Genomic DNA, 19,338 nt, shown 5'->3' with positions numbered 1-19,338 from the left:
ATTATGCGAAAATTCATCAAGTCCCTGTTGGTAACTACTTTGGGAAAATTAGTTACCACGGGTCTAATTACTGCGTTGGTGGTTATTTATGCTTCCCACCAGGTGACACATTTACACGCGGCGGAGTCTAAACACTTTCTCTGGTCTGTAGAAACTCCCCAAAATCAAGTTTATTTTTTGGGTTCTATTCATGTTTTGAGTGCAGATGATTATCCTTTACCCCAAGTAATGACTGATGCTTTTAATCAAGCTGATAATGTGGTATTTGAACTGAATATCAATGACCTGGAAAGTCTGGAAAGCCAAGATATTATGCTAGAAATAGCTACGCCGCCAGATGGTAAAACCTTGCTAGATTTAATCAGTGATGAAACTTATCATCTGGTTCAAAAAACCCTGGAAAAGTTGCAATATCCTATCCAAATATTTGCGAATTTTAAGCCGTGGTTTGTGTCGATGTCTTTGATGTCATTACAACTGCAAAATCTGGGTTTTGACCCGCTTTATGGTGTGGATAGATACTTTTTTGAGCAAGCGATCGCCCAAGACAAAACCATCATGAGTTTAGAAACCATGAGCGACCAACTCAAGATATTTGATAGCCTGTCCTGGGAACAACAGGATGAGATGCTCAGACAAACCCTCAAAGAAATTGACACCTTAGAAAACTCATTTCAACAAATGCTACAGGCTTGGAAGTCGGGAGACAAACAGACTTTAGAAAATTTGATAATTACTGGCTTTAAAGATTATCCAGAATTGGGAAATCGCCTTTTTCGCGATCGCCACATTAAATGGATGACCGAAATACAGAAGTTTTTAGAAGATGATAAAAACTATTTGGTCGTCGTTGGTGCTGGTCATTTAGTGGGAGAAGATAGTATCATCCAAATGTTGCGCGACCAAGGTTATTCAGTCCAACAACAATAACCACAGCTCAGGAAATAAAAAAAGCGGGTAATTAACCCGCCCAATTAACTATTATAGCGGTTCGGTGGATTGGTGAGGTACTTTTCAAAGCCCCCTTCGACAAGCTCAGGACAAGCCTCTCCCGTATGGGAGAGGGGTTTGGGGTGTAGACGCGCAGCGGCTTCTCTTTGAGCGGGCTGTACCTTATGGATATGAGAAACGCTATAACTATTGAGAGTCAATCAAACCCCAATTATCCTTGAGAACCCGGAACCCGACAACCAATGATAATTTCCTGGGTTCTGGGGTAGTTATTGAGAAGTTGATAAAAAAGCTGTGAATTAAAACTTCTGGGGTCAGATCTATGACCAGATCTATCAACAGCTTGATGGGTAGTAATGCGGTCATTAGGAACCCCTGTGCGGGAAACTAACCAAGCCAAAGACTGATATTGAGCCATAGTATATCCACTGTGGCTAGACCCGTTATTCATGCCATCTACGGGCGTTTCCAGGGAAACATGATAAGCAAAATTATTGACAGAAGCGGGATATTTAGGATGAGTCCTGACGGCTTCTTCACCGCGACGACCAACAAAGACAGAATTTCCCGCGCCAAAAGCCCTTAAATCGGGAGGGACAATATAAACAATATCCCCATTGAGGGTAATTAAGGTATGGTAACTGGCTTGATTATCTTCGGAAGTGTGGCGAGTGCGGAAAAAATTAATGGCATTTTGACTGGTGGTAACAGTTTCGTGGAGGACAATAATTGGCTGATTATTGTTCAGTTGACCATTGATATCATAGACAAACCGCTGGCCGTAGTTAGTCTGATTGGCGATCGCCTGATATTCTTGAGGAGTATGACCAGAGTAATTTTGAGTTAAGGGACGACGAAACCGCGTCAAAGGTGCTGGCTGTTCAATAGGGGGACCCACCTGGGTAGAAGCCACAGCTACATTAGTAGTAGGTCTAACCCCACAGGTAGGCTGCAATTCTAAATTAACATTAGCCACTTCCTCGGCTACCACCAGTCCCCCAGTAGACAAAACCATAGGAACCGCCAAAGCCACCACAAACATGATCAACAGCAAAACCGGGGTAAATTTTAACTTCATCTAAACAACCGCAAACCATGAATAAGGGAATTTTCAACAGTTTAATCCAAATATTCAGGATAAGCGATCGAGATCTTAAAGTTTGCCTAAAGGCTGAACCGGAAACTCCCAACAGTTCCCTACAATAGAAGCCAAGGCTACAGTATCGACATCGACTCAGCCTGAACTCAACGGAGAATTTAACTTATGGTACAGACAGCAAGCGGTCAAATGCAGCCAGATCCCCTAGGTTTAGATAGAGGATACTACTTAGATCGCGACTGTACAACCCTATCGCGGCACGTTTTACAGCAACTCCAAAGTTTCGGTCCAGATGCTCAAGATATTAGCGCCCTGATGAACCGCATTGGACTAGCGGGGAAACTGATCGCCCGTCGTCTGTCAAGGGCGGGGTTGGTAGAAGGAACCCTAGGATTTACGGGAGAAGTGAATATCCAGGGGGAAGAAGTGAAACAAATGGATTTTTTCTCCAATGCAGTTTTTATCTCGACCTTCAAACAAAGCGGCTTAGTGTGTCGCCTAGCTTCCGAAGAAATGGATAAACCCTACTACATCCCGGAAAACTGCCCCATCGGACGCTATACTCTGCTTTATGACCCCCTAGATGGTTCCTCTAACCTGGATGTTAATATGAATGTGGGTTCCATCTTCGCGATCCGTCAACAGGAAGGTTACGACGAAGAAGGAGAAGCCCTAGACTTATTGCAAGACGGTCATAAACAAATCGCTGCTGGATACATCCTATATGGTCCTAGCACGCTCCTGGTTTACTCAATTGGTACGGGGGTTCATTCATTCACTTTAGACCCCAGTCTGGGGGAATTTATCCTGGCTGAGGAAAACATCAAAGTTCCCGAACATGGTCCGGTCTACAGTGTTAACGAAGGTAATTTTTGGCAGTGGGAGGAATGCTACCGAGACTATATCCGTTATGTTCACCGCCATGATGGCTACACAGCCCGCTATAGTGGGGCTTTGGTGGGAGATATTCACCGCATCCTCTGTCAGGGGGGAGTATTCCTATACCCGGGAACAGTGAAAAACCCTGATGGTAAATTGCGCCTATTATATGAGTCGGCACCAATGGCCTTTTTAATGGAACAGGCGGGGGGTCGCGCTAGTACGGGTAGTCAGGATATCTTAAATGTGGTTCCCGAAAAACTCCATCAACGCACGCCTCTGATTATTGGTAGTAAAGAGGATGTAGGTTTAGTGGAGTCATTTATAAGCGATCGCAAACGTCGCGAAACCGAAACTTAGATCAATCATAAAATCCGGCAACAAAATCCGGCAACCTCTGTTAACTTAATTATTCACGACAGCCTAGATGGTTACACTCTCAGAAAATCCCCTCCGCGTTGGTCTACAACAAGACCGCATTCCCGAACCCCAAATTTTAGTAATTTTCGGGGCTTCCGGCGATTTAACCCAGCGTAAGCTAGTTCCCGCCATTTATCAAATGCACCTCGAACGTAAGTTACCCCCAGAATTAACCATTGTTGGGGTAGCGCGCCGAGACTGGAGCGATGACTATTTTCGCGAGCATCTTCGACAGGGTATTGAAGAATTTGGCGGCGGGCTACAATCGGAAAAAATATGGCATAACTTCGCCCAAGGCTTATACTACTGTTCCGGTAATATGGACGAACAGGAAAGCTACCAAAAGCTAAAATCCCTTTTGGCGGAATTAGACGCGAAACGCCTAACCCGTGGAAATCGGGTGTTTTATCTATCGGTGGCTCCTAGGTTTTTTGGAGAAGCAGCCCAACAACTGGGACAAGCCGGAATGTTGGAAGACCCCAAAAAGCAACGCCTAGTTATTGAAAAGCCTTTTGGTCGTGACCTGGGTTCGGCGCAAGTCCTTAACCGGGTGGTGCGTAATGTCTGCACTGAGGAGCAAGTCTACCGTATTGACCACTACCTCGGTAAGGAAACAGTACAGAATTTGATGGTGTTTCGGTTCGCTAACGCTATTTTTGAACCGTTGTGGAATCGTCAGTTTGTTGATCATGTACAAATAACGGTAGCGGAAACTGTAGGCTTGGAAGGACGAGCGGGATATTATGAAACGGCTGGGGCGCTGCGGGATATGGTACAAAACCATTTGATGCAGTTATTCTCGCTCACGGCTATGGAACCCCCTAACTCTTTGGATGCTGATAGTATCCGCACGGAAAAGGTTAAGGTGGTACAAGCTACCCGTCTGGCTGATTTTAATAACCTAGAAGCGGCAGCAGTCCGAGGACAATATATCAAGGGATGGATGAATGGTCAGCAGGTTCCGGGCTATCGTGACGAAGATGGCGCATCACCAGAGTCTACTACGCCTACCTATGCGGCTTTGAAACTTAGTGTTGATAATTGGCGCTGGAAGGGTGTACCTTTTTACCTGCGTACTGGTAAGCGAATGCCTAAGAAGGTTACGGAAATCGCGATTCAGTTTAAGGAAGTGCCTTTTTTAATGTTCCAATCTGCTGCTAAACAGGCTAATCCTAATGTGTTGGCGCTGCGAATTCAGCCGAATGAAGGGATTTCGATGCGCTTTGAGGTGAAAACTCCGGGAAATTCCCTCAGAACTCGCTCGGTGGATATGGATTTCCGCTATGATACGGCTTTTGGTAAGCCTAGCACTGATGCTTATGCTAGGTTATTGATTGATTGTATGCTGGGAGACCAAACTCTATTTACGCGAGGGGATGAGGTGGAAGCGTCCTGGCGGGTTCTGACTCCGATATTGGAAGCCTGGGATGCTCCGGCTGCGCCAGATAGTATCCCTTTTTATGAGGCGGGAACCTGGGAACCTGTGGAGGCGGAACTATTGCTTAACCGGGATGGTCGCCGTTGGCGTAGGCTTTGATATTTGGGTCTGTCTATAACTTTTGTTCGCGTTCAATCAATAGCTACTGAGTTAAGTATGAATACACCACTTGTTGCACTCCAAAAACCAAAGGATATTTCTCTGAGCGAAATTGAGGCAGAACTTGATAGCATCTGGCTTAGTCAAAGTTCCGGTCAGGGTAAAACGGCGGCGATCGCTACTAGGGCTGCTACTTTTAGTATGGTAATCTATGAACCCGAAGAGTTTCAGCAAGTCCTGGGGGGTTTGAGCTTTTATAAAGGGGCGATCGATGGTATTCATGGTACACAGACCCGTGATGCTGTTCGTGATGCTCAAAAGGCTTATCAATTGCCGATTACCGGGCGGGTAGATTCGGATACCCTGGAACACCTACGGGCTGAGTTTGCTAAACTTACCCCAGAACAGAGAAAGATTAGAAATATTGATGCTCGCGGATTTAGCATCAGCGAAACTATTGCTAACCAAAATCCCTGCCGCATTATCACCCTGTGTCCTACTTTGGGAGAAGATACCGGAGTTACTGCCCAGGTTTCTGCCTATTGTCCCATAAAAAACAATAAGGAAGAGGGTTTGATCTGTTGTGAATATGTCACCCTCCGAGGTACTAAGGCGGCTTTGGAAAGGGTGGGCCATGTGGTAACATCCCTATTGATTCCGGATTTGCCTAAGTTTGTCTGGTGGAAGGCTACCCCTAACCCGGAACAAGAATTGTTTAAGCATTTGTCCTGTTGCAGTAATTGTGTGATTGTCGATTCCTGTTATTTCAGCGACCCGGAATCGGAATTACTCAAAATGCAGGAACTTATTGATCAAGAAACCTACATTGCTGATTTGAATTGGCATCGGCTCTCGCCTTGGCAGGAGTTGGCGGCTGCTACTTTTGACCCCCCAGAACGTCGGATGTCTCTTGGGGATATTGACCATATTACTCTCGACTATGAAAAGGGTAATGCGGCTCAGGCTTTGATGTTCTTGGGTTGGTTTGCTAGTCGTTTGCAGTGGGAACCAGTGGAGTTTACTGAGTCGGGGGGAGACTATGACCTCAAGCACGTTAAGTTCCGTGGTCCTGATAATCAGGAGATTATTGGGGAACTGGCTGCTATTCCTATGGCAGATACTGGGGAAATTCCGGGAGATTTGGTGGGTCTGCGCCTGACTTCTACTAATCCTCGCGCTAATTGCTGCACTATTCTCTGTTCGGAAACTACTGGCTGTATGCGTATGGAGGCGGGAGGTACTGCCCAATCCTGTCAGACTGAACAAGTGACTTCGGTTACAGACCAAAAGGCAGAATATCTGATGGCGCAACAGCTACAACGCTGGGGCCGAGATGTTTTGTATGAGGAAAGTCTGGCGGCGGTATCTGCAATTCTCAATCTGCGCTAGGGTTTTGGTATAATCAGTTACTTTAATAATTACTGGGATACTATAAAATCGGTCTGTGTTTTGGGGTTTGGTGTTGCTGGCGATCGCTTTTGTCACAAAATGGAGGCGATCGCCTCACACTTACTTTCAAAAATACCCATATTTTTAAGTATTAAAAATCCTGGTTTAATTGGAAGCCAGCCAGCCAGAGGTTGGCAAGACTACGGAAAGCATCTACAATATAGCGCGAATTTACATTGATATCATCAGAGGTGTCTGAATATGTATTCCCATAAAGATAATTCCCCGGAAACCCCGGAAAATGAACCACTTATCCCTCAGCAAAATGTCAATAATTCCACGACTACCTCAGAAATGTCCCCGGCGCTCAAAACTGGGTCTATTGTAGCCCTAATTGTGGTGGTGATGATGGCGGTGGTTGGGTCGCTGATGGTTAGTCCTGACCCAGCTACCACAACCACAACTCAGTCGGAAGAAGAGACGACTATGGCGACCGAATCTGAGGGTAGTATGGAAGTGGTGACTACTCCCGCCGCCTCTGTGGTGGAAGAAACGGCAGAAACTACTCCAGAGGAAACAACAGCAGCGACAACTACTGATGCACCAGAAACGGCGGCGACTCCGGCACCAGTAGAGGAGACAACGGCGACGGAGACAACAGAAACTCCTGATGCGATCGCTTCTGAACCTCAGACCCCAGAAACTACGGAGGATATTACTGCTACGACTCCAGAAACGACTCCAGAAACTACACCAGAAACTACACCAGAAACTACAGCAGTATCAGAGTCCCCGGAAACTGAAGCAGCCATGACTCCTGACCCAACTCCTACGGCTGAGATGACCACGGGAAACGAGGTGGCGGCAGCTCCTGAGACGACGGTGAATATTGAAGAATTGAATAATATTATTTACGATAAAATTGACCGGGCTTGGACTGTGAAAGGAACCCCGGTTCCTACGGCGGTCAGTTATATGGTGACAGTGACTCCGACGGGGGCGATCGCTGAATTTGAACCTAAGTCTTCTGAGGCTTCCGAAAACGTTGATAATACCCCTCTACCTGCTCTAGTGGAATCTGATGCTATGGCGGCGGAAACTTCGGGTCAGACAGTGGTATTTGAGGTGGTATTTACAGATAGGGGGGTTTTGGAGGTGAGACCTTCTCAGCAATGATAGCCTGGCTTTAGCGATCGGGTTTTGTACATAATGGGAGTATGGAAATTTTTAGCAAAACCTCCCAAATGCCAGAAACCCAGCCACCCCAACCACAAACGACTTCCGATCAATCTCGGTGTGTCCTGGTTTGTCAGCATCAGTCCTGCTTGCGGAATGGTTCCCAGGAGACTCTGAAAGCCTTTGAGGATGCAGATATCCCTAATGTGAAGGTGGAGGCTAGTGGCTGTCTAGGACAGTGTAATATAGGTCCGACGGTGCGGGTAATTCCCGATGAGACTTGGTACTATCGAGTTCAACCGGAGGATGTGGAGGCGATCGCCAGCCAACATTTACAGGGAGGAAAACCTGTCCAGGAAAAACTCAATCCTAGGATACATCCTCAGTTCAATTTTTAAGCCGGGTAACATCAGATAACCATTTTTCTAAGCGATCGCCTAAAGCTGCTAAGGAATATTCCTTTTCGGCTACAGCGCGACATTGGCGGCGGTCAATTTGCTCTAATTTGGCGATCGCATCGACCAAACCCGTTACGCTGTCGGGTTCAACTAGCCAACCCGTTTCACCATCTCGGACAATTTCGGCGGGTCCTCCCCGTCGATAACTAATCACGGGAACCCCACAGGCTAAGGCTTCAATAGCGACATTTCCAAAGGCTTCTACCCAGCGATGAGTCATTAATAAACCCCGACATTGACGCAGACCCTGTTGTAGTTCATCTGTCTTCAAAAATCCCCGGTAATTTAAGGGTGCATTCGGATAAGTATTCAGGATATTTTGCCAATATTGATCATCCTGAATTTTGCCAAAAATTTCCAGAGGGATACCTGTTTGAGCCGCCGCCGCCACCGCATCCTCTAAGCCTTTTTCCGGGGAAATACGACCCATCCAAGCTAGTTGTTGATGGGGTTGCTCACAAAACTGATAGCGCTCCATTTCTAAGCCACTTCCTAAACAAGCATAGTCTAGGTCTGAACCAAAGGTGGCGGCTTGGGTATGGCTATGAAATCCGACAGTCCCCGGAAACTGTTTCATCACCTGACCAACTATCTGATCTAAGGCGGAAATTAGGGAAGCCATACTGACCCAATGAGCGATGGGAGTATCGAAAAAGGGGGTGAGATAAAATGGTAACCAATCAAAGGCACAATTGACAATTGCATGATAGTTTGTCTGTACCTGTCGCCCATATTCCCACATATTTCCTAACACAGAATTTTCGGGTATGGTAATCAGAGAATCTCGGTCTTGATTTTGGGCGATCGGTTGTAGTTCCCCCGGAATTTCTATAATTGATAGGGACTCTAACACTGACCCAGAAGGCGCAACAACGGTTATATCATGACCTCGGCTTTTTAAGGCTTTTGCCATATTCAATAATGTTAATTCGACTCCCCCGCCTAATCCTGAACCTAGGGGACCTACGGGGGTTGATATAAATAGTAATTTCCAGCTTGTTGGAGTCATATTATTAGTTGATTAACTCGAGTAATTTTGTGCTATAATTAGTCCGATGCACTGTGACAGCAGAGGCGATCGCTTCCCGTCCCTTTGGGTAGCTGTAAACAGATGAAAACTAACCGCCCTGGGATAGGTTTATGGGCGTATCGTCTGGGGCTAGGAATATCGAACATAGGGCTAGGGCTTGATTACTGCATTTCCTTGTATTTTAATCGTTTTCCTTTGCGACGTAGATAACGTTTGATTTCGATTTCTGATGTAACCCAAGTATTCATTTCTTCATCCCAATAAAATTTTAGGGTCTGGCGAATACGCAAAGTTCTGACCCGTTGGTGAGATACTCCTAAAATCCGCATTACATCAGACTGTCGGAATTTGGGCACATTATTGAGGTAAGAGGTTCTGGCTTCGGGTTCATCTTCATCACATACCGATTCCCATAGATGGTGAATACTATTAAGAATCGCTTGAGAAGGTTCACCGCGACCATTTTCCCAACGATTGACACTACCACGAGACACCCCAAGTTTTTGGGCTAACCCTTCTTGGGATAAATGCAGTCTCCGTCTCAAGGTTCGCATCAAGATCTGGAGATTCGATTCAATCTCTGACATTAGCTTTCAACTGTGGTTTGCTTTAGTGTACAGTTTAGCCTGAACGTCTCGCACACAACCATTAAGACTATCAAATATATGATACCTTGGCGTTAAACGTTAATTTTGTTTAAGAATCTAGTCCATTCACCTTGTGGACTAAATCGGCGGGCTGGATTTGTTCATAATATTCAAAGGGTTGATGAATCCAGGGATTATTACTCAGAAAATCCACATAATAATCGGGGACAAAGGTAGAACAACTTTTATACCAGATTACTCCTGTACGAATTTCCGTAATCTCATCAGGGTAGTGTTCTGTTAACCAAACCATCGAACGTTGAAGACTAATCCCAGAATCAGTTAAATCATCTACTAACAAAATGCGATCGCCCAAATTTTCTGTAGTCATGCTAAGATGATGGGCGATATGAAGTTCTCCTCGGATTTTTCCCCCCGGTCCGCCATAGGAAGAAGCCGCCAAAATCCCTAGAGGTAAATCATAAATACGCGAGAGTATATCCCCAACTCGCAGCCCTCCCCTAGCCAAACAAATAATATGATTAAACTCCCACTGGGATTGATATATTTTAGCTGCTAAAACTTCGATTTTTTGGTGATATTCAGACCAAGAAATATATAAGTCACTCATGGATAATTGACCATTAATATATTGATAATTATCTGATTAATTGCAGTTAAACAGCATCCCAGAGGTTGGATATTAGCATTGAAGCGAGGAACCTAATAGAGTTAGCCAGAACCCCAAGGGGAGAGTTAATCAATTCCCCTCAGTGCTGGCTTAGTCCCTGTTACCTCCCTGAGAATCGGGAGTTATTCAAGCTCCTAAATAACCCAATTTTTGTAAACTTTGAATCACCTTATCAACACTTTCCGAAAGTTCTTCGAGGTCGGTGCGACATTCAATCTCAGGATTTAGGGGAGATTCGTAGGGGTCATCAATACCAGTAAAGCCTTTAATTTCACCAGCCCTAGCCCGTTGATAGAGTCCTTTAACATCCCTTTCTTCACAAACATTTAAGGGCGCATTAACAAAGACTTCGACAAAATCACCAATCCGTTGACGGACTTCCTCACGAATTTCTCGATAGGGAGAAATTGCCGAAACAAATACAATCACACCGTTGCGAGTTAACAAATGAGAAACAAAGCCAATGCGGCGAATATTCTCATCGCGGTCTTCTTTGCTAAACCCTAAGCCTTTGGTTAAGTTAGTGCGGACGATATCCCCATCTAAAATTTCTAATTTATATCCCTGAGATTTCAGCTTTTCGGCTACAGCTTGACTAATGGTGGTTTTACCCGCGCCACTCAAGCCTGTAAACCAGACTGTTACACCTCTTTGCTCCATTGATTGAGTTTCTCCTGTCAATATTATGATTGATCTAAAATATGCGCCCCGTATCATAGAGGTGGAGCCTGTTCAAAACTCCCCGCCCAATATAATAGAGTAGTTGTTGACATTTTGATCATGAAATTCAACCAGTTGGCCAGGCTGTGAGCGGGTATTTATGGCAATTTTGGGAATGGTGAGTAGGAGTGGGGGAAAATTCCCCCAATAGTTCAACTCTAACGGCGAGCAATTCCTTCTTGGCGCGCAGTATGGGAGACGGCTGCAGCTACAGCGATCGCCACACGCTTATCAAAAACGGAGGGGACAATATTTTCAGGGCTCAACTCATTAGCTGTCACCAAAGCAGCGATCGCCGCCGCCGCTTCCAAATACATACTCATAGTCAGAGTGGAAGCCCGACAGTCCAAAGCCCCCCGGAAAATGCCAGGAAATGCCAAAACATTATTGATTTGATTAGCATAATCACTGCGTCCGGTAGCAATGATCGCCACATCATCAGTGATTAATTCCGGCTGAATTTCAGGAATGGGGTTAGCCATAGCAAATACAATGGGATCACTAGCCATAGATTTAACCATTTCCCTGGTGATCACACCGGGAACACTGATCCCCATAAACACATCAGCCCCTTTCATAGCATCAGCAATAGTCCCAGATAACTCGACAGCAAATTCTTGTTTTTGGGGGGTGAGGTCCGATCGCCCCTTGGAGAGAATACCGTGAGAATCACACATCATAATTTGAGTAGCCCCAGCTTTTCGGAGAAGTCGGGCGATCGCAATTCCCGCAGCCCCCGCCCCATTTAAAACAATCTTGACCTCCTCTATGGATTTGTTAACCAACTTCAGGGCATTGATTAAAGCAGCTAAACTGACAATAGCCGTACCATGTTGGTCATCGTGAAATATGGGAATATCAAGAATTTCTCGCAGTCGCGCTTCAATCTCAAAACAGCGAGGGGCGGCGATATCCTCTAAATTGATGCCACCAAACACCGGGGCGATATTTTTGACGGTTTCTACGATCGCATCAGGGTCTTGAGTATCCAGACAGATAGGAAAGGCATCAATATCGGCAAATTCCTTGAACAGCATAGCCTTACCTTCCATGACAGGTAAAGCCCCTCCGGGTCCTAAATTTCCCAGACCCAAAACTGCACTACCATCGGTGACAATGGCGACGGTATTTTGTTTAATGGTGAGATTATAGACCTGTTCTGGGTCATCGGCGATCGCCCGACAAATGCGACCCACACCGGGAGTATAAGCCATGGCTAGGTCGCTTTGGGATTTAAGGGGGATTTTGCTATGAATGCTAATTTTGCCGCTGCGATGTAGGTTAAAAGTGCGATCGTAAACTTTCAGCAGCTTTGATTCGGGTAGATTTTTGACCGATTCGATAATTTGCTCGGCGTGTTCTGTACTCGAAGCATCAACGGTGAACTCCCTGACGGTGGTATGGAGAGTTTGTTCGATCAGATCAATCGGACCCATATTTCCCCCAGTATTGGCGATCGCCTGAACAACACTGGCCAGCTTACCCGCTTTATTGGGCAATTGTAAGCGCAGGGTGACACTAAAACTCGGATTTGGTGTGAGATTGACCATGCTGCAATAACCATAGAAGTTAAACCGTAGATTTTAGCTTGCTATGAGAAAATCTCGATATCTCCTTTGATACAAGTTTAATTAATCATCATTGAGTCAGGAAATCCAGATAATGCTTGTGTAGTTCACCGATAGCATAAAATCAGATTAGCTTTTTGGCTAATGTCCCATTCGCTGTCCTTCCACAAATGGGGAACCATGATCAAAATCAACTATTTTCCCAAGTTAGTCTGGGCGGTTGTCCTGAGTCTATCGGTGCTGGTTTCCGGCTGCGGAGATCTAACCACCAGCACGCCTGATACTGGTACTACCGGGGCTGTTCAACAGGTCGCAGATGCTCAACCTCTCCCTGGCGGTCAGTTTAACCGATATTTTCCCAGGGGTGCCGATGGCTATAGTGTTACCTTCCGCCAAGAAAAAGAGGGATTTGCTCAAGCGCAACTTTCTCGTGGTGGTGATGCTCTGGCGCTGCTATCGATTAATGATTTGGCTAATAACCCTAGCGCCGCCCGCAAGTTTCAGGAGTCTACCCAGAGAATTGGTGGATATCCGGCGGTGACTCAGGGTAGAAACACTACGGCGCTATTGGTAGGCGATCGCTTTCAGGTTAAGGTTCAATCTAGTTCTGAGTCTTTTACTCCCAGCGATCGTGAAGTCTGGTTACAAAATTTTAATCTCTCTGGTATAGCACAATTACGTTAATCTGTCAAGTTTTTGGGAGCAAGGAGCCTGCATTGTGAGTAAGTCTATTATTGAATTGGTTGATGAACTCCCTACCGGTGGGATAACTGTGATGGTATTGCGGGGGCTAGATTTTGCGGTTCCTGGTCAGTGGGATAATTTGGTAGGTTTTGAAAATACCGTTAAAACTATCACTGGGGAGGATGATCCGGGTCTGATTCAGGATATCAGTGAGCGCGCCCTCTGGCTTTATAATGATAAATCTCAGGGCTATCAGCGCGCACTTTGGCTATATCAAACCATTGACAGTGCGGGGACGGCTTTGGGGACGGCGGCGCTGGCTAATAAAATTAGTCAGAATGTCAGTTTTCTCGGTTTTCTGGGGAACTTGACCCCCAAAGCTGATAAAGCACAGGCGATCGATTTATCTTTAAAGGTGGTCACTGAATTGGTGGCATTTTGCCAAATTAATGGCATTCCTGGGGATAGTATCGGCGATTTTGTCGCTTCTCTGGCTAACTATGGCGGCGAGTCTATCATGCGTATGGCGGCTTTGGTCTGTTTGGATGGGTTAATTCCTTTGGGTCCTGATTTTATTCAAAAGGGGTTGAGTATTATTGCGAATTTGACTCCCTCTGAATTGGAGAAAAGTGAGGGTTTTAAACGGATTAATCCCATGATTCCTGGGGGAGACCCAGACGGAAAGTTGCATTTTGTTCAGGAAAGTTTTAACTCGGTCACGGGTTGGATGAGTGGTTTTGTTAGCGATCATGAATTGACACCTTCTAAGGTGGTTAGCAACCTCCAGAGTTTTGTTGATATCGCTGATGATAAGTTGGATTATGTGGCGGCTTTCCTAGACATGACCACTAACTACTACACTCATACGGGTATTCAGACTCTGGCGCGACGTTTAGTTGAGCGTGCTTACGCTGAGATTTAACACTACCAAATTGGAGAGACAAGACACCCGCCTTGTCTCTACTTTCTCTGGTTTCCTCATACGGTAATTACTGGAATTGTACTCATCTCTAAAACGGCTTGAGAGACTGAATGTACCATGACCTTTTTACCGTTAGTGGATTTTTTACCAATCACTACATCAGTGACCCCGCGACTGGTGGCGGTTTTCATAATGGTTTCTGGGACTAATCCTGATAATACTAGAAATTCAAAGCGGATATCTGCTAGAAGTTGGTGGGCTTGTTTTTGTAGGTGTAATCTTCCGGGTTCGTCTACCACATTATCTACATATAAAACGATGATTTTACCATGGCTGCGCCGCGCTAGGTCGGCGGCTTTTAGTAATACAGAAGTGGATAGGGGTGATGGGTCTACAGCAGCTAAGAAAACTGGATGACCTTTAACGGCTACTTTGGTGGGGTCTACTTCTCCCTTTTCTAAGAGTTTGGGCGCAAATACTTGGGTAGACCAAGCACCCAAGGGGGCGGTTACTAGAATTGATAAGGCGGCGATCGCTAAAATTATTTCCCCTCCCTCAATTCCCGCCGCCAAGGGTAAAGCACCAATGGCCGCTTGTACGGTGGCTTTTGCCATATTTCCAGGTAATAAAAAGAGCTTTTCTTGGAGATTCCAATTACTCCCTAATGTGGATAAATACCAGCCTATTCCTCTCCCTATTACCAGACCAATTGCTAGTAACAATAAACCCGGTAACAAGACATCTCCTAAAACCTGTAACTGAATGGTAGCGCCCATTAGTACAAATAAAACAATTTCTGCTACAATCCACAAAACATCAAAGCCATTGCGGATTAATCGCGCTAGGGGAGCATCAAATTCAATTAAAAAGAATCCCATCGCCATTACGGCTAGATAGCCGGAGTAGTAGGGAAAGGTGTTGCTGAAAATTACCAGAAACAGTCCTAAACTGGCGGCGATGATGATGTCTTGAACTACGTTGCGCGTCCAGGTCTGCTTGACTAATACAAATACTAATAATCGCGCGGCTAGGAAACCTGCAGCTAATCCTAGGACGATTTCGAGGATTACTTGGAATGGTAGTATTTGTAAGGATGATAGGCTAATGAAACCTAGGTTAAGGGCTTCTGTGCTTCCTGAACTTAGGAAATTTAGCAGTAGGCTAAATACTAATAATAGCAGGACATCTGATAAGGCGCTACCTGTTAAAATGGCATCGGGAATGCCTTTGGCTACACCCCAGCCTAGGCTTTTGAGGCGCAACATTCCGGGGACAATAACGGCGGGTGATTCTGCGCCGACTACGCAGCCTAATAGTAGACCTGTCATGAAGTCAAAATTGAATAGGAATATTGAGGCGATCGCTACTACTAAGGCTTCTATGGCGGCGGGTAAAAATCCTAGCCGGAGGGCGACTGTTCCTTGTTGCGCTAGTTTGGAGCGATCGAGTCCTAGACCTGCTTTCATTAAAATAATCATTACGGCTACCAGTCGCAGATCATCGGCAGCTTCTAGGACTTCTGGACTAATTAAGTTGCCAAATTCGTTGCCCATGATAATGCCAATCAAAATCATGCCAATCAAAGGCGGCGCACCTAAGCGGCGGGCAAGTTCCCCAGCAAAAAAACCCATCACTAGGATTAATATGGCACTGGCTAACATGGTTTAAATTCCCTCTGTTCGGAAAATTGCATCCTATGCACATAATGTCGGTTTTGTCAATAGGTCTAAAAATGGCGATCGCTTTTGGCTTCAAAACTCGTGCATCGTGAATTTTAACTTGTGGTGAGAGAATAATTTAGGCGACGATATAATCAGGGTTGTAGCCTCTATTTTGGCATCAAGACAGAGTAACCCCTTGGATGCGATTTATCTGAGGATACCATAACCCCCATAATCTCGTCAACTTTTTGCGAGAGATTAGCAACAAAAATGTATTAATTCTTAACAATCTTTGGAATATTAAATCTATGGGGAGCTATAGATTAGGAAAACTGATGTGATTATCTGAGGGTGACTGTTGTGGAAGGTGGGGAGGTTTGTTGGGGGAAGGCGATCGCGATCGAATAGCGATAGAATACGTTTGGGTGAATTTTAACTCAGGAACTATCGATGTCAGAAGAAGAAAAGAAAAAACCGGCCGCCAAGGCGAAAAAGGAGAAACCCCCGGCAGTGGAGGATAAGCCGTTTCCAGAGTTTATCGAAAATCATTATATTCCGGCGGTTAAGAAAGCCCTGGAGGAACAGGGAATTACAGATCTCGATGTGGCATTCGTCAAGGCGAAGTTTCCGCCTAGCCTGCAAATTGCAGAAGATTGTTGGCAGGTGACGGGAAGCTGGCAAGGTGGGGCAAGGAAGTTCAATATCTACTTTCCCCAAGAGGATATTAAGGGTCAAAAGTTTTTTTCCTGGGCGGCTAATGGTACTCAACCATCGGCGATCGAGGGATTTTTGGGAGATGAGCGCCGGATTACTTTAGATTTGCTGGTGTTTGGGGTGGTTCAGCGCCTGAATGCTCAAAAATGGCTGGCGTTGAATTAGGCTTTAAGTTAGGCTTTAAGTTAGGCTTTGGAAGAACACAAATCGGAGTGACTCATTTATGGTTGATAAAGTAGAAAAAACTGAGGCAGAGTGGAAGCAACAGCTAACGCCAGAACAGTTCAAAGTCACCCGGAAAAAGGGAACTGAACGGGCTTTTACTGGCATATATTACGATAACAAAGAAAAGGGTGTTTATCGTTGTGTTTGCTGTGGTAATGAGTTATTCACCTCAGAAACCAAATATGATTCCGGTACGGGATGGCCAAGTTTTTGGGAACCTGTTTCCGAAAATAGTGTCCGATATGAACAAGATAATAGTTTGTTTATGCGCCGGGTAGAGGTACTCTGTGCTAAGTGTGATGCTCACCTAGGTCATGTTTTTGAGGATGGACCAAGACCGACAGGAAAGCGTTACTGCATGAATTCGGCTTCCCTAGACTTTCAAAAGGCTGACTAGGTTAATGGGTTTGTAGTAAGTCTCAGGGAGAATGTTTAAGATTATCCAGCCCGGTACTTTGGGGCTGGATTTTAATTTGATGGGGGTTCTAATTGAGTTTCAAGGCGCTAACAGGGACATCATCCCAAGACTCGACAGTGCGGAGTCTGGCTACCCAACCCATTTCTTTTTGAGTTTCGGTGAGATTGTTTTGGAAAGACTCATGACATTCCATAGCTTGAGTTTCGTCACAACAAGCAATACAAGAATAGATAATACCATTGGGATCTAGCTGTTCGTTGACCCAAATTTTCATAGTCGCCTCAGTTTGTGGATTGTCTAAATATAACGCTGCTGGAGGGGAAAAGGCAAGACAAGTCGGAAATCAGGCTGAGATAGGGGTACTATGTCTATTGATAAATGATTGGGGCGGGTTCACTTTTCACGACCATTAAGGTACGGTTTAACGTACCATAAAGGGAAACTAAAGCAGTTCGGTTATTGCCATATTCTCAGTGTTTAAAACCGAATCCACGACTGAGATAAATCGACTATTCTGTAAGACAAGAGGTAAGAGATAACCTCAAGTAAACCAGGATAGAAAACAGGAGAAAAGATTATGGCACTCGTTCGTTTTGGTTGGGAACCTTTCCGGGAAGTTGACACTCTGCAACGTCAAATGAATCACTTGTTTGATAGCTTAACTACTACTTCGGAAGATGTGGGTTCGGCATTTGTACCACCAGCCGAACTTCAGGAAACCCCAGAAGCCTTACATCTGAAATTAGAAGTTCCGGGAATGAATCGCGAAGATATTGATGTACAGGTAACGGCGGATTCTATTGCTATCAGTGGGGAACGGAAATTAGAAAGACACACGGAAGAAAAAGGAGTAACCCGCAGTGAGTTTCGCTATGGTAAATTCCGCCGGGTGATTCCTCTACCAATTCGGGTCCAAAATACTAATGTTCATGGAGAATATAAAGATGGCATTCTCAGCCTGACTCTCCCTAAAGCTGAGGAAGAAAAAAATCGGGTGGTTAAAGTCAATCTGGGTTAAATCAGTTATAATCTAGGTAGACTGGATGCTGATCAGGCTGGCTGATATGTACTCTGAACCCAGAAAAACAGCGACTAGACTGCTAATATAAGAGTTAATAAGTTGGGAATGGGTAAGTAAAGGTGATCTGGCTTTGAACCCAATTCCCAATTTTGTTATCTTGTAGATAAGCTAAGAAGGAGGTGCTTGCTGATGTCATCTAAAACGAACTATAAAGATTATTATGGGATTTTGGGGGTAGATAAGAATGCCAGTCAACAGGAGATCAAAAAAGCCTACCGGAACTTAGCGCGGAAATATCACCCTGATGTTAATCCTAACGATCGCACTGCGGAACAAAGATTTAAAGATATTAATGAAGCATACGAGGTTCTTGGCGATCGCGATAAACGACAGAAGTATGATCAATTTGGGAAATATTGGGACCCTTCTAGTGCGGGACCACCACCGGGAGGGGTGGGTGATTTTGACTTTAACCAATATGGTAATTTTGATGACTTTATTAATGAGTTACTAGGCAGGTTTGGGGGTAATCCTCGCCAGTCCTATGGCTATCCTAGTGGTGGCGGTTATAGTGCTTTTGATGAGTTTGGGGACTTTTTTGGTGGCGGTTATAGGGATTATGAACAAGTGCCTCCCCGCGATTTTACGGCGACATTACCTCTGACTTTTGCGGAGGCTTTTAATGGGGTGGAAAAGAAATTTAACTTGGATGGAGAAACGATTAAGGTAAAAATTCCCCCAGGGGCGAAGCCTGATAGTAAGATCCGCTTAAAAGGCAAGGGGGGAGTTAGTCCTACTTCTGGTAAAAGAGGGGATTTATATTTGACTGTTGAACTCGAAGCACATCCGTTTTTTCAGTTTGATGGAAACGATATAATTTGTGAGGTGGGAATTAGTCCAGAGGAGGCGGTTTTAGGGGCGGAAATTCAGGTTCCTACGCCGTCCGGTAAGGTGACAATGAAGGTTCCCCCAGGGGTGGCATCGGGACAGTCTCTGCGGCTGCGAGGTAAGGGTTGGCCGATTCCTAAAGGGGGGCGAGGTGATCAGATTGTGCGGTTAAAGGTGGTAGCCCCGAAAAGTTTAAGCGATCGCCAACGGCAATTATACCAAGAACTACAACAAATCAGCAGTTTTAACCCTCGTCAAAACCTAGAAAATTGGCTGAAGTAAAACAACTCACACAAAGGA

22 protein-coding genes are annotated in these 19,338 nt (G+C 45.2%); 13 read left to right on the top strand and 9 right to left on the bottom strand.

Features of this window, described 5'->3' with window-relative positions; genetic code table 11:
* Positions 1–3: 3 nt before the first annotated feature.
* Positions 4–930, top strand: a complete 927-nt coding sequence (locus N39L_RS00995; RefSeq protein WP_006619269.1) for a TraB/GumN family protein — start codon at positions 4–6, stop codon at positions 928–930.
* Positions 931–1,162: 232 nt separating this feature from the next.
* On the opposite strand, the gene N39L_RS00990 is transcribed toward N39L_RS00995, so the two are convergent.
* The gene (locus N39L_RS00990) at positions 1,163–2,029 is read right to left on the bottom strand and encodes a peptidoglycan recognition protein family protein (RefSeq protein ID WP_006618830.1); all 867 of its coding nucleotides are present in this window, start codon (positions 2,027–2,029) and stop codon (positions 1,163–1,165) included.
* 186 nt (positions 2,030–2,215) lie between these two features.
* Here N39L_RS00990 and fbp point away from each other — a divergent pair, with 186 nt between their 5' ends.
* The 6 genes from fbp (at position 2,216) to N39L_RS00960 (ending at position 7,849) form a co-directional block, all read left to right on the top strand.
* A complete protein-coding gene (gene fbp / locus N39L_RS00985; RefSeq protein ID WP_043467878.1) occupies positions 2,216–3,289 on the top strand; it encodes a class 1 fructose-bisphosphatase in 1,074 nt (357 codons plus the stop codon).
* Positions 3,290–3,356: 67 nt separating this feature from the next.
* Positions 3,357–4,886: a glucose-6-phosphate dehydrogenase gene (gene zwf / locus N39L_RS00980; RefSeq protein ID WP_014274004.1), complete on the top strand. Its 1,530-nt coding sequence runs from the start codon at positions 3,357–3,359 to the stop codon at positions 4,884–4,886.
* A 57-nt stretch (positions 4,887–4,943) separates the two neighbouring features.
* A complete protein-coding gene (gene opcA / locus N39L_RS00975; protein WP_014274003.1) occupies positions 4,944–6,275 on the top strand; it encodes a glucose-6-phosphate dehydrogenase assembly protein OpcA in 1,332 nt (443 codons plus the stop codon).
* 60 nt (positions 6,276–6,335) lie between these two features.
* Positions 6,336–6,515 (top strand): hypothetical protein, encoded by a 180-nt coding sequence (locus N39L_RS00970; protein ID WP_014274002.1) that lies wholly within the window; start codon positions 6,336–6,338, stop codon positions 6,513–6,515.
* A gap of 21 nt (positions 6,516–6,536) precedes the next feature.
* Positions 6,537–7,451 (top strand): hypothetical protein, encoded by a 915-nt coding sequence (locus N39L_RS00965; protein WP_014274001.1) that lies wholly within the window; start codon positions 6,537–6,539, stop codon positions 7,449–7,451.
* A 41-nt stretch (positions 7,452–7,492) separates the two neighbouring features.
* Entirely contained in the window at positions 7,493–7,849 is a 357-nt protein-coding gene (locus tag N39L_RS00960; protein ID WP_014274000.1) for a (2Fe-2S) ferredoxin domain-containing protein, read from the top strand.
* Here N39L_RS00960 and N39L_RS00955 read toward each other — a convergent pair.
* The 6 genes from N39L_RS00955 to N39L_RS00930 form a co-directional block, all read right to left on the bottom strand.
* Positions 7,839–8,918: a glycosyltransferase family 4 protein gene (locus tag N39L_RS00955; RefSeq protein WP_014273999.1), complete on the bottom strand. Its 1,080-nt coding sequence runs from the start codon at positions 8,916–8,918 to the stop codon at positions 7,839–7,841. The genes N39L_RS00960 and N39L_RS00955 overlap by 11 nt on opposite strands.
* A 38-nt stretch (positions 8,919–8,956) precedes the next feature.
* Positions 8,957–9,085 carry a hypothetical protein gene (locus tag N39L_RS00950; protein ID WP_286133240.1) on the bottom strand — a complete coding sequence of 43 codons (129 nt, stop codon included), beginning with the start codon at positions 9,083–9,085 and terminating at the stop codon, positions 8,957–8,959.
* Between the two features lie 15 nt (positions 9,086–9,100).
* Positions 9,101–9,493, bottom strand: a complete 393-nt coding sequence (locus tag N39L_RS00945; protein WP_234933810.1) for a helix-turn-helix domain-containing protein — start codon at positions 9,491–9,493, stop codon at positions 9,101–9,103.
* A 142-nt stretch (positions 9,494–9,635) separates the two neighbouring features.
* On the bottom strand, positions 9,636–10,157 hold the full coding sequence (locus N39L_RS00940) for a phosphoribosyltransferase (protein WP_014273997.1): 522 nt from the start codon (positions 10,155–10,157) through the stop codon (positions 9,636–9,638).
* 186 nt (positions 10,158–10,343) lie between these two features.
* Complete coding sequence (gene cysC, locus N39L_RS00935; RefSeq protein ID WP_014273996.1) at positions 10,344–10,877, bottom strand: adenylyl-sulfate kinase; 534 nt, start codon at positions 10,875–10,877, stop codon at positions 10,344–10,346.
* A 218-nt stretch (positions 10,878–11,095) separates the two neighbouring features.
* On the bottom strand, positions 11,096–12,487 hold the full coding sequence (locus N39L_RS00930) for an NAD-dependent malic enzyme (RefSeq protein WP_014273995.1): 1,392 nt from the start codon (positions 12,485–12,487) through the stop codon (positions 11,096–11,098).
* A gap of 198 nt (positions 12,488–12,685) precedes the next feature.
* Between N39L_RS00930 and N39L_RS00925 the strand changes: the two genes are divergently transcribed.
* Together N39L_RS00925 and N39L_RS00920 are read left to right on the top strand one after the other, a co-directional pair.
* Positions 12,686–13,189 (top strand): hypothetical protein, encoded by a 504-nt coding sequence (locus N39L_RS00925; RefSeq protein ID WP_014273994.1) that lies wholly within the window; start codon positions 12,686–12,688, stop codon positions 13,187–13,189.
* A 34-nt stretch (positions 13,190–13,223) separates the two neighbouring features.
* Complete coding sequence (locus N39L_RS00920) at positions 13,224–14,111, top strand: hypothetical protein (protein ID WP_006618842.1); 888 nt, start codon at positions 13,224–13,226, stop codon at positions 14,109–14,111.
* Between the two features lie 56 nt (positions 14,112–14,167).
* On the opposite strand, the gene N39L_RS00915 is transcribed toward N39L_RS00920, so the two are convergent.
* Complete coding sequence (locus tag N39L_RS00915) at positions 14,168–15,772, bottom strand: cation:proton antiporter domain-containing protein (protein ID WP_014273993.1); 1,605 nt, start codon at positions 15,770–15,772, stop codon at positions 14,168–14,170.
* 450 nt (positions 15,773–16,222) lie between these two features.
* On the opposite strand from N39L_RS00915, the gene N39L_RS00910 reads away from it, so the two are divergent.
* The gene (locus tag N39L_RS00910; protein WP_014273992.1) at positions 16,223–16,651 is read left to right on the top strand and encodes a DUF2996 domain-containing protein; all 429 of its coding nucleotides are present in this window, start codon (positions 16,223–16,225) and stop codon (positions 16,649–16,651) included.
* A gap of 58 nt (positions 16,652–16,709) precedes the next feature.
* A complete protein-coding gene (msrB, locus tag N39L_RS00905) occupies positions 16,710–17,108 on the top strand; it encodes a peptide-methionine (R)-S-oxide reductase MsrB (protein ID WP_006618845.1) in 399 nt (132 codons plus the stop codon).
* Positions 17,109–17,196: 88 nt separating this feature from the next.
* Here the strand turns inward: msrB and N39L_RS00900 are convergent, their stop codons facing one another.
* Complete coding sequence (locus N39L_RS00900) at positions 17,197–17,403, bottom strand: hypothetical protein (RefSeq protein WP_006618846.1); 207 nt, start codon at positions 17,401–17,403, stop codon at positions 17,197–17,199.
* A 303-nt stretch (positions 17,404–17,706) separates the two neighbouring features.
* Here N39L_RS00900 and N39L_RS00895 point away from each other — a divergent pair, with 303 nt between their 5' ends.
* Both N39L_RS00895 and N39L_RS00890 read left to right on the top strand, forming a co-directional pair.
* Complete coding sequence (locus N39L_RS00895) at positions 17,707–18,147, top strand: Hsp20/alpha crystallin family protein (protein ID WP_006618847.1); 441 nt, start codon at positions 17,707–17,709, stop codon at positions 18,145–18,147.
* Positions 18,148–18,339: 192 nt separating this feature from the next.
* The gene (locus N39L_RS00890) at positions 18,340–19,320 is read left to right on the top strand and encodes a DnaJ C-terminal domain-containing protein (RefSeq protein WP_006618848.1); all 981 of its coding nucleotides are present in this window, start codon (positions 18,340–18,342) and stop codon (positions 19,318–19,320) included.
* Positions 19,321–19,338 lie beyond the last annotated feature (18 nt).

The sequence above is a fragment of the Limnospira platensis NIES-39 genome (assembly GCF_026000695.1).
In the GTDB taxonomy this organism is placed as follows: domain Bacteria; phylum Cyanobacteriota; class Cyanobacteriia; order Cyanobacteriales; family Microcoleaceae; genus Limnospira; species Limnospira platensis.
This window is presented reverse-complemented; position numbering and strand designations above follow the sequence as displayed.

Excerpts from the sequence above, each read along its gene's own strand:
- N39L_RS00910 (WP_014273992.1), top strand. The coding sequence starts at position 16,223 with ATGTCAGAAGAAGAAAAGAAAAAACCGGCCGCCAAGGCGAAAAAGGAG.
- N39L_RS00930 (WP_014273995.1), bottom strand. The coding sequence starts at position 12,487 with ATGGTCAATCTCACACCAAATCCGAGTTTTAGTGTCACCCTGCGCTTA.
- N39L_RS00965 (WP_014274001.1), top strand. The coding sequence starts at position 6,537 with ATGTATTCCCATAAAGATAATTCCCCGGAAACCCCGGAAAATGAACCA.
- zwf (WP_014274004.1), top strand. The coding sequence starts at position 3,357 with ATGGTTACACTCTCAGAAAATCCCCTCCGCGTTGGTCTACAACAAGAC.
- N39L_RS00960 (WP_014274000.1), top strand. The coding sequence starts at position 7,493 with ATGGAAATTTTTAGCAAAACCTCCCAAATGCCAGAAACCCAGCCACCC.
- msrB (WP_006618845.1), top strand. The coding sequence starts at position 16,710 with ATGGTTGATAAAGTAGAAAAAACTGAGGCAGAGTGGAAGCAACAGCTA.
- N39L_RS00990 (WP_006618830.1), bottom strand. The coding sequence starts at position 2,029 with ATGAAGTTAAAATTTACCCCGGTTTTGCTGTTGATCATGTTTGTGGTG.
- fbp (WP_043467878.1), top strand. The coding sequence starts at position 2,216 with ATGGTACAGACAGCAAGCGGTCAAATGCAGCCAGATCCCCTAGGTTTA.
- N39L_RS00900 (WP_006618846.1), bottom strand. The coding sequence starts at position 17,403 with ATGAAAATTTGGGTCAACGAACAGCTAGATCCCAATGGTATTATCTAT.
- N39L_RS00925 (WP_014273994.1), top strand. The coding sequence starts at position 12,686 with ATGATCAAAATCAACTATTTTCCCAAGTTAGTCTGGGCGGTTGTCCTG.
- N39L_RS00895 (WP_006618847.1), top strand. The coding sequence starts at position 17,707 with ATGGCACTCGTTCGTTTTGGTTGGGAACCTTTCCGGGAAGTTGACACT.
- N39L_RS00945 (WP_234933810.1), bottom strand. The coding sequence starts at position 9,493 with ATGCGAACCTTGAGACGGAGACTGCATTTATCCCAAGAAGGGTTAGCC.
- N39L_RS00940 (WP_014273997.1), bottom strand. The coding sequence starts at position 10,157 with ATGAGTGACTTATATATTTCTTGGTCTGAATATCACCAAAAAATCGAA.
- N39L_RS00915 (WP_014273993.1), bottom strand. The coding sequence starts at position 15,772 with ATGTTAGCCAGTGCCATATTAATCCTAGTGATGGGTTTTTTTGCTGGG.
- N39L_RS00955 (WP_014273999.1), bottom strand. The coding sequence starts at position 8,918 with ATGACTCCAACAAGCTGGAAATTACTATTTATATCAACCCCCGTAGGT.
- N39L_RS00995 (WP_006619269.1), top strand. The coding sequence starts at position 4 with ATGCGAAAATTCATCAAGTCCCTGTTGGTAACTACTTTGGGAAAATTA.
- N39L_RS00950 (WP_286133240.1), bottom strand. The coding sequence starts at position 9,085 with ATGTTCGATATTCCTAGCCCCAGACGATACGCCCATAAACCTATCCCA.
- cysC (WP_014273996.1), bottom strand. The coding sequence starts at position 10,877 with ATGGAGCAAAGAGGTGTAACAGTCTGGTTTACAGGCTTGAGTGGCGCG.
- opcA (WP_014274003.1), top strand. The coding sequence starts at position 4,944 with ATGAATACACCACTTGTTGCACTCCAAAAACCAAAGGATATTTCTCTG.
- N39L_RS00890 (WP_006618848.1), top strand. The coding sequence starts at position 18,340 with ATGTCATCTAAAACGAACTATAAAGATTATTATGGGATTTTGGGGGTA.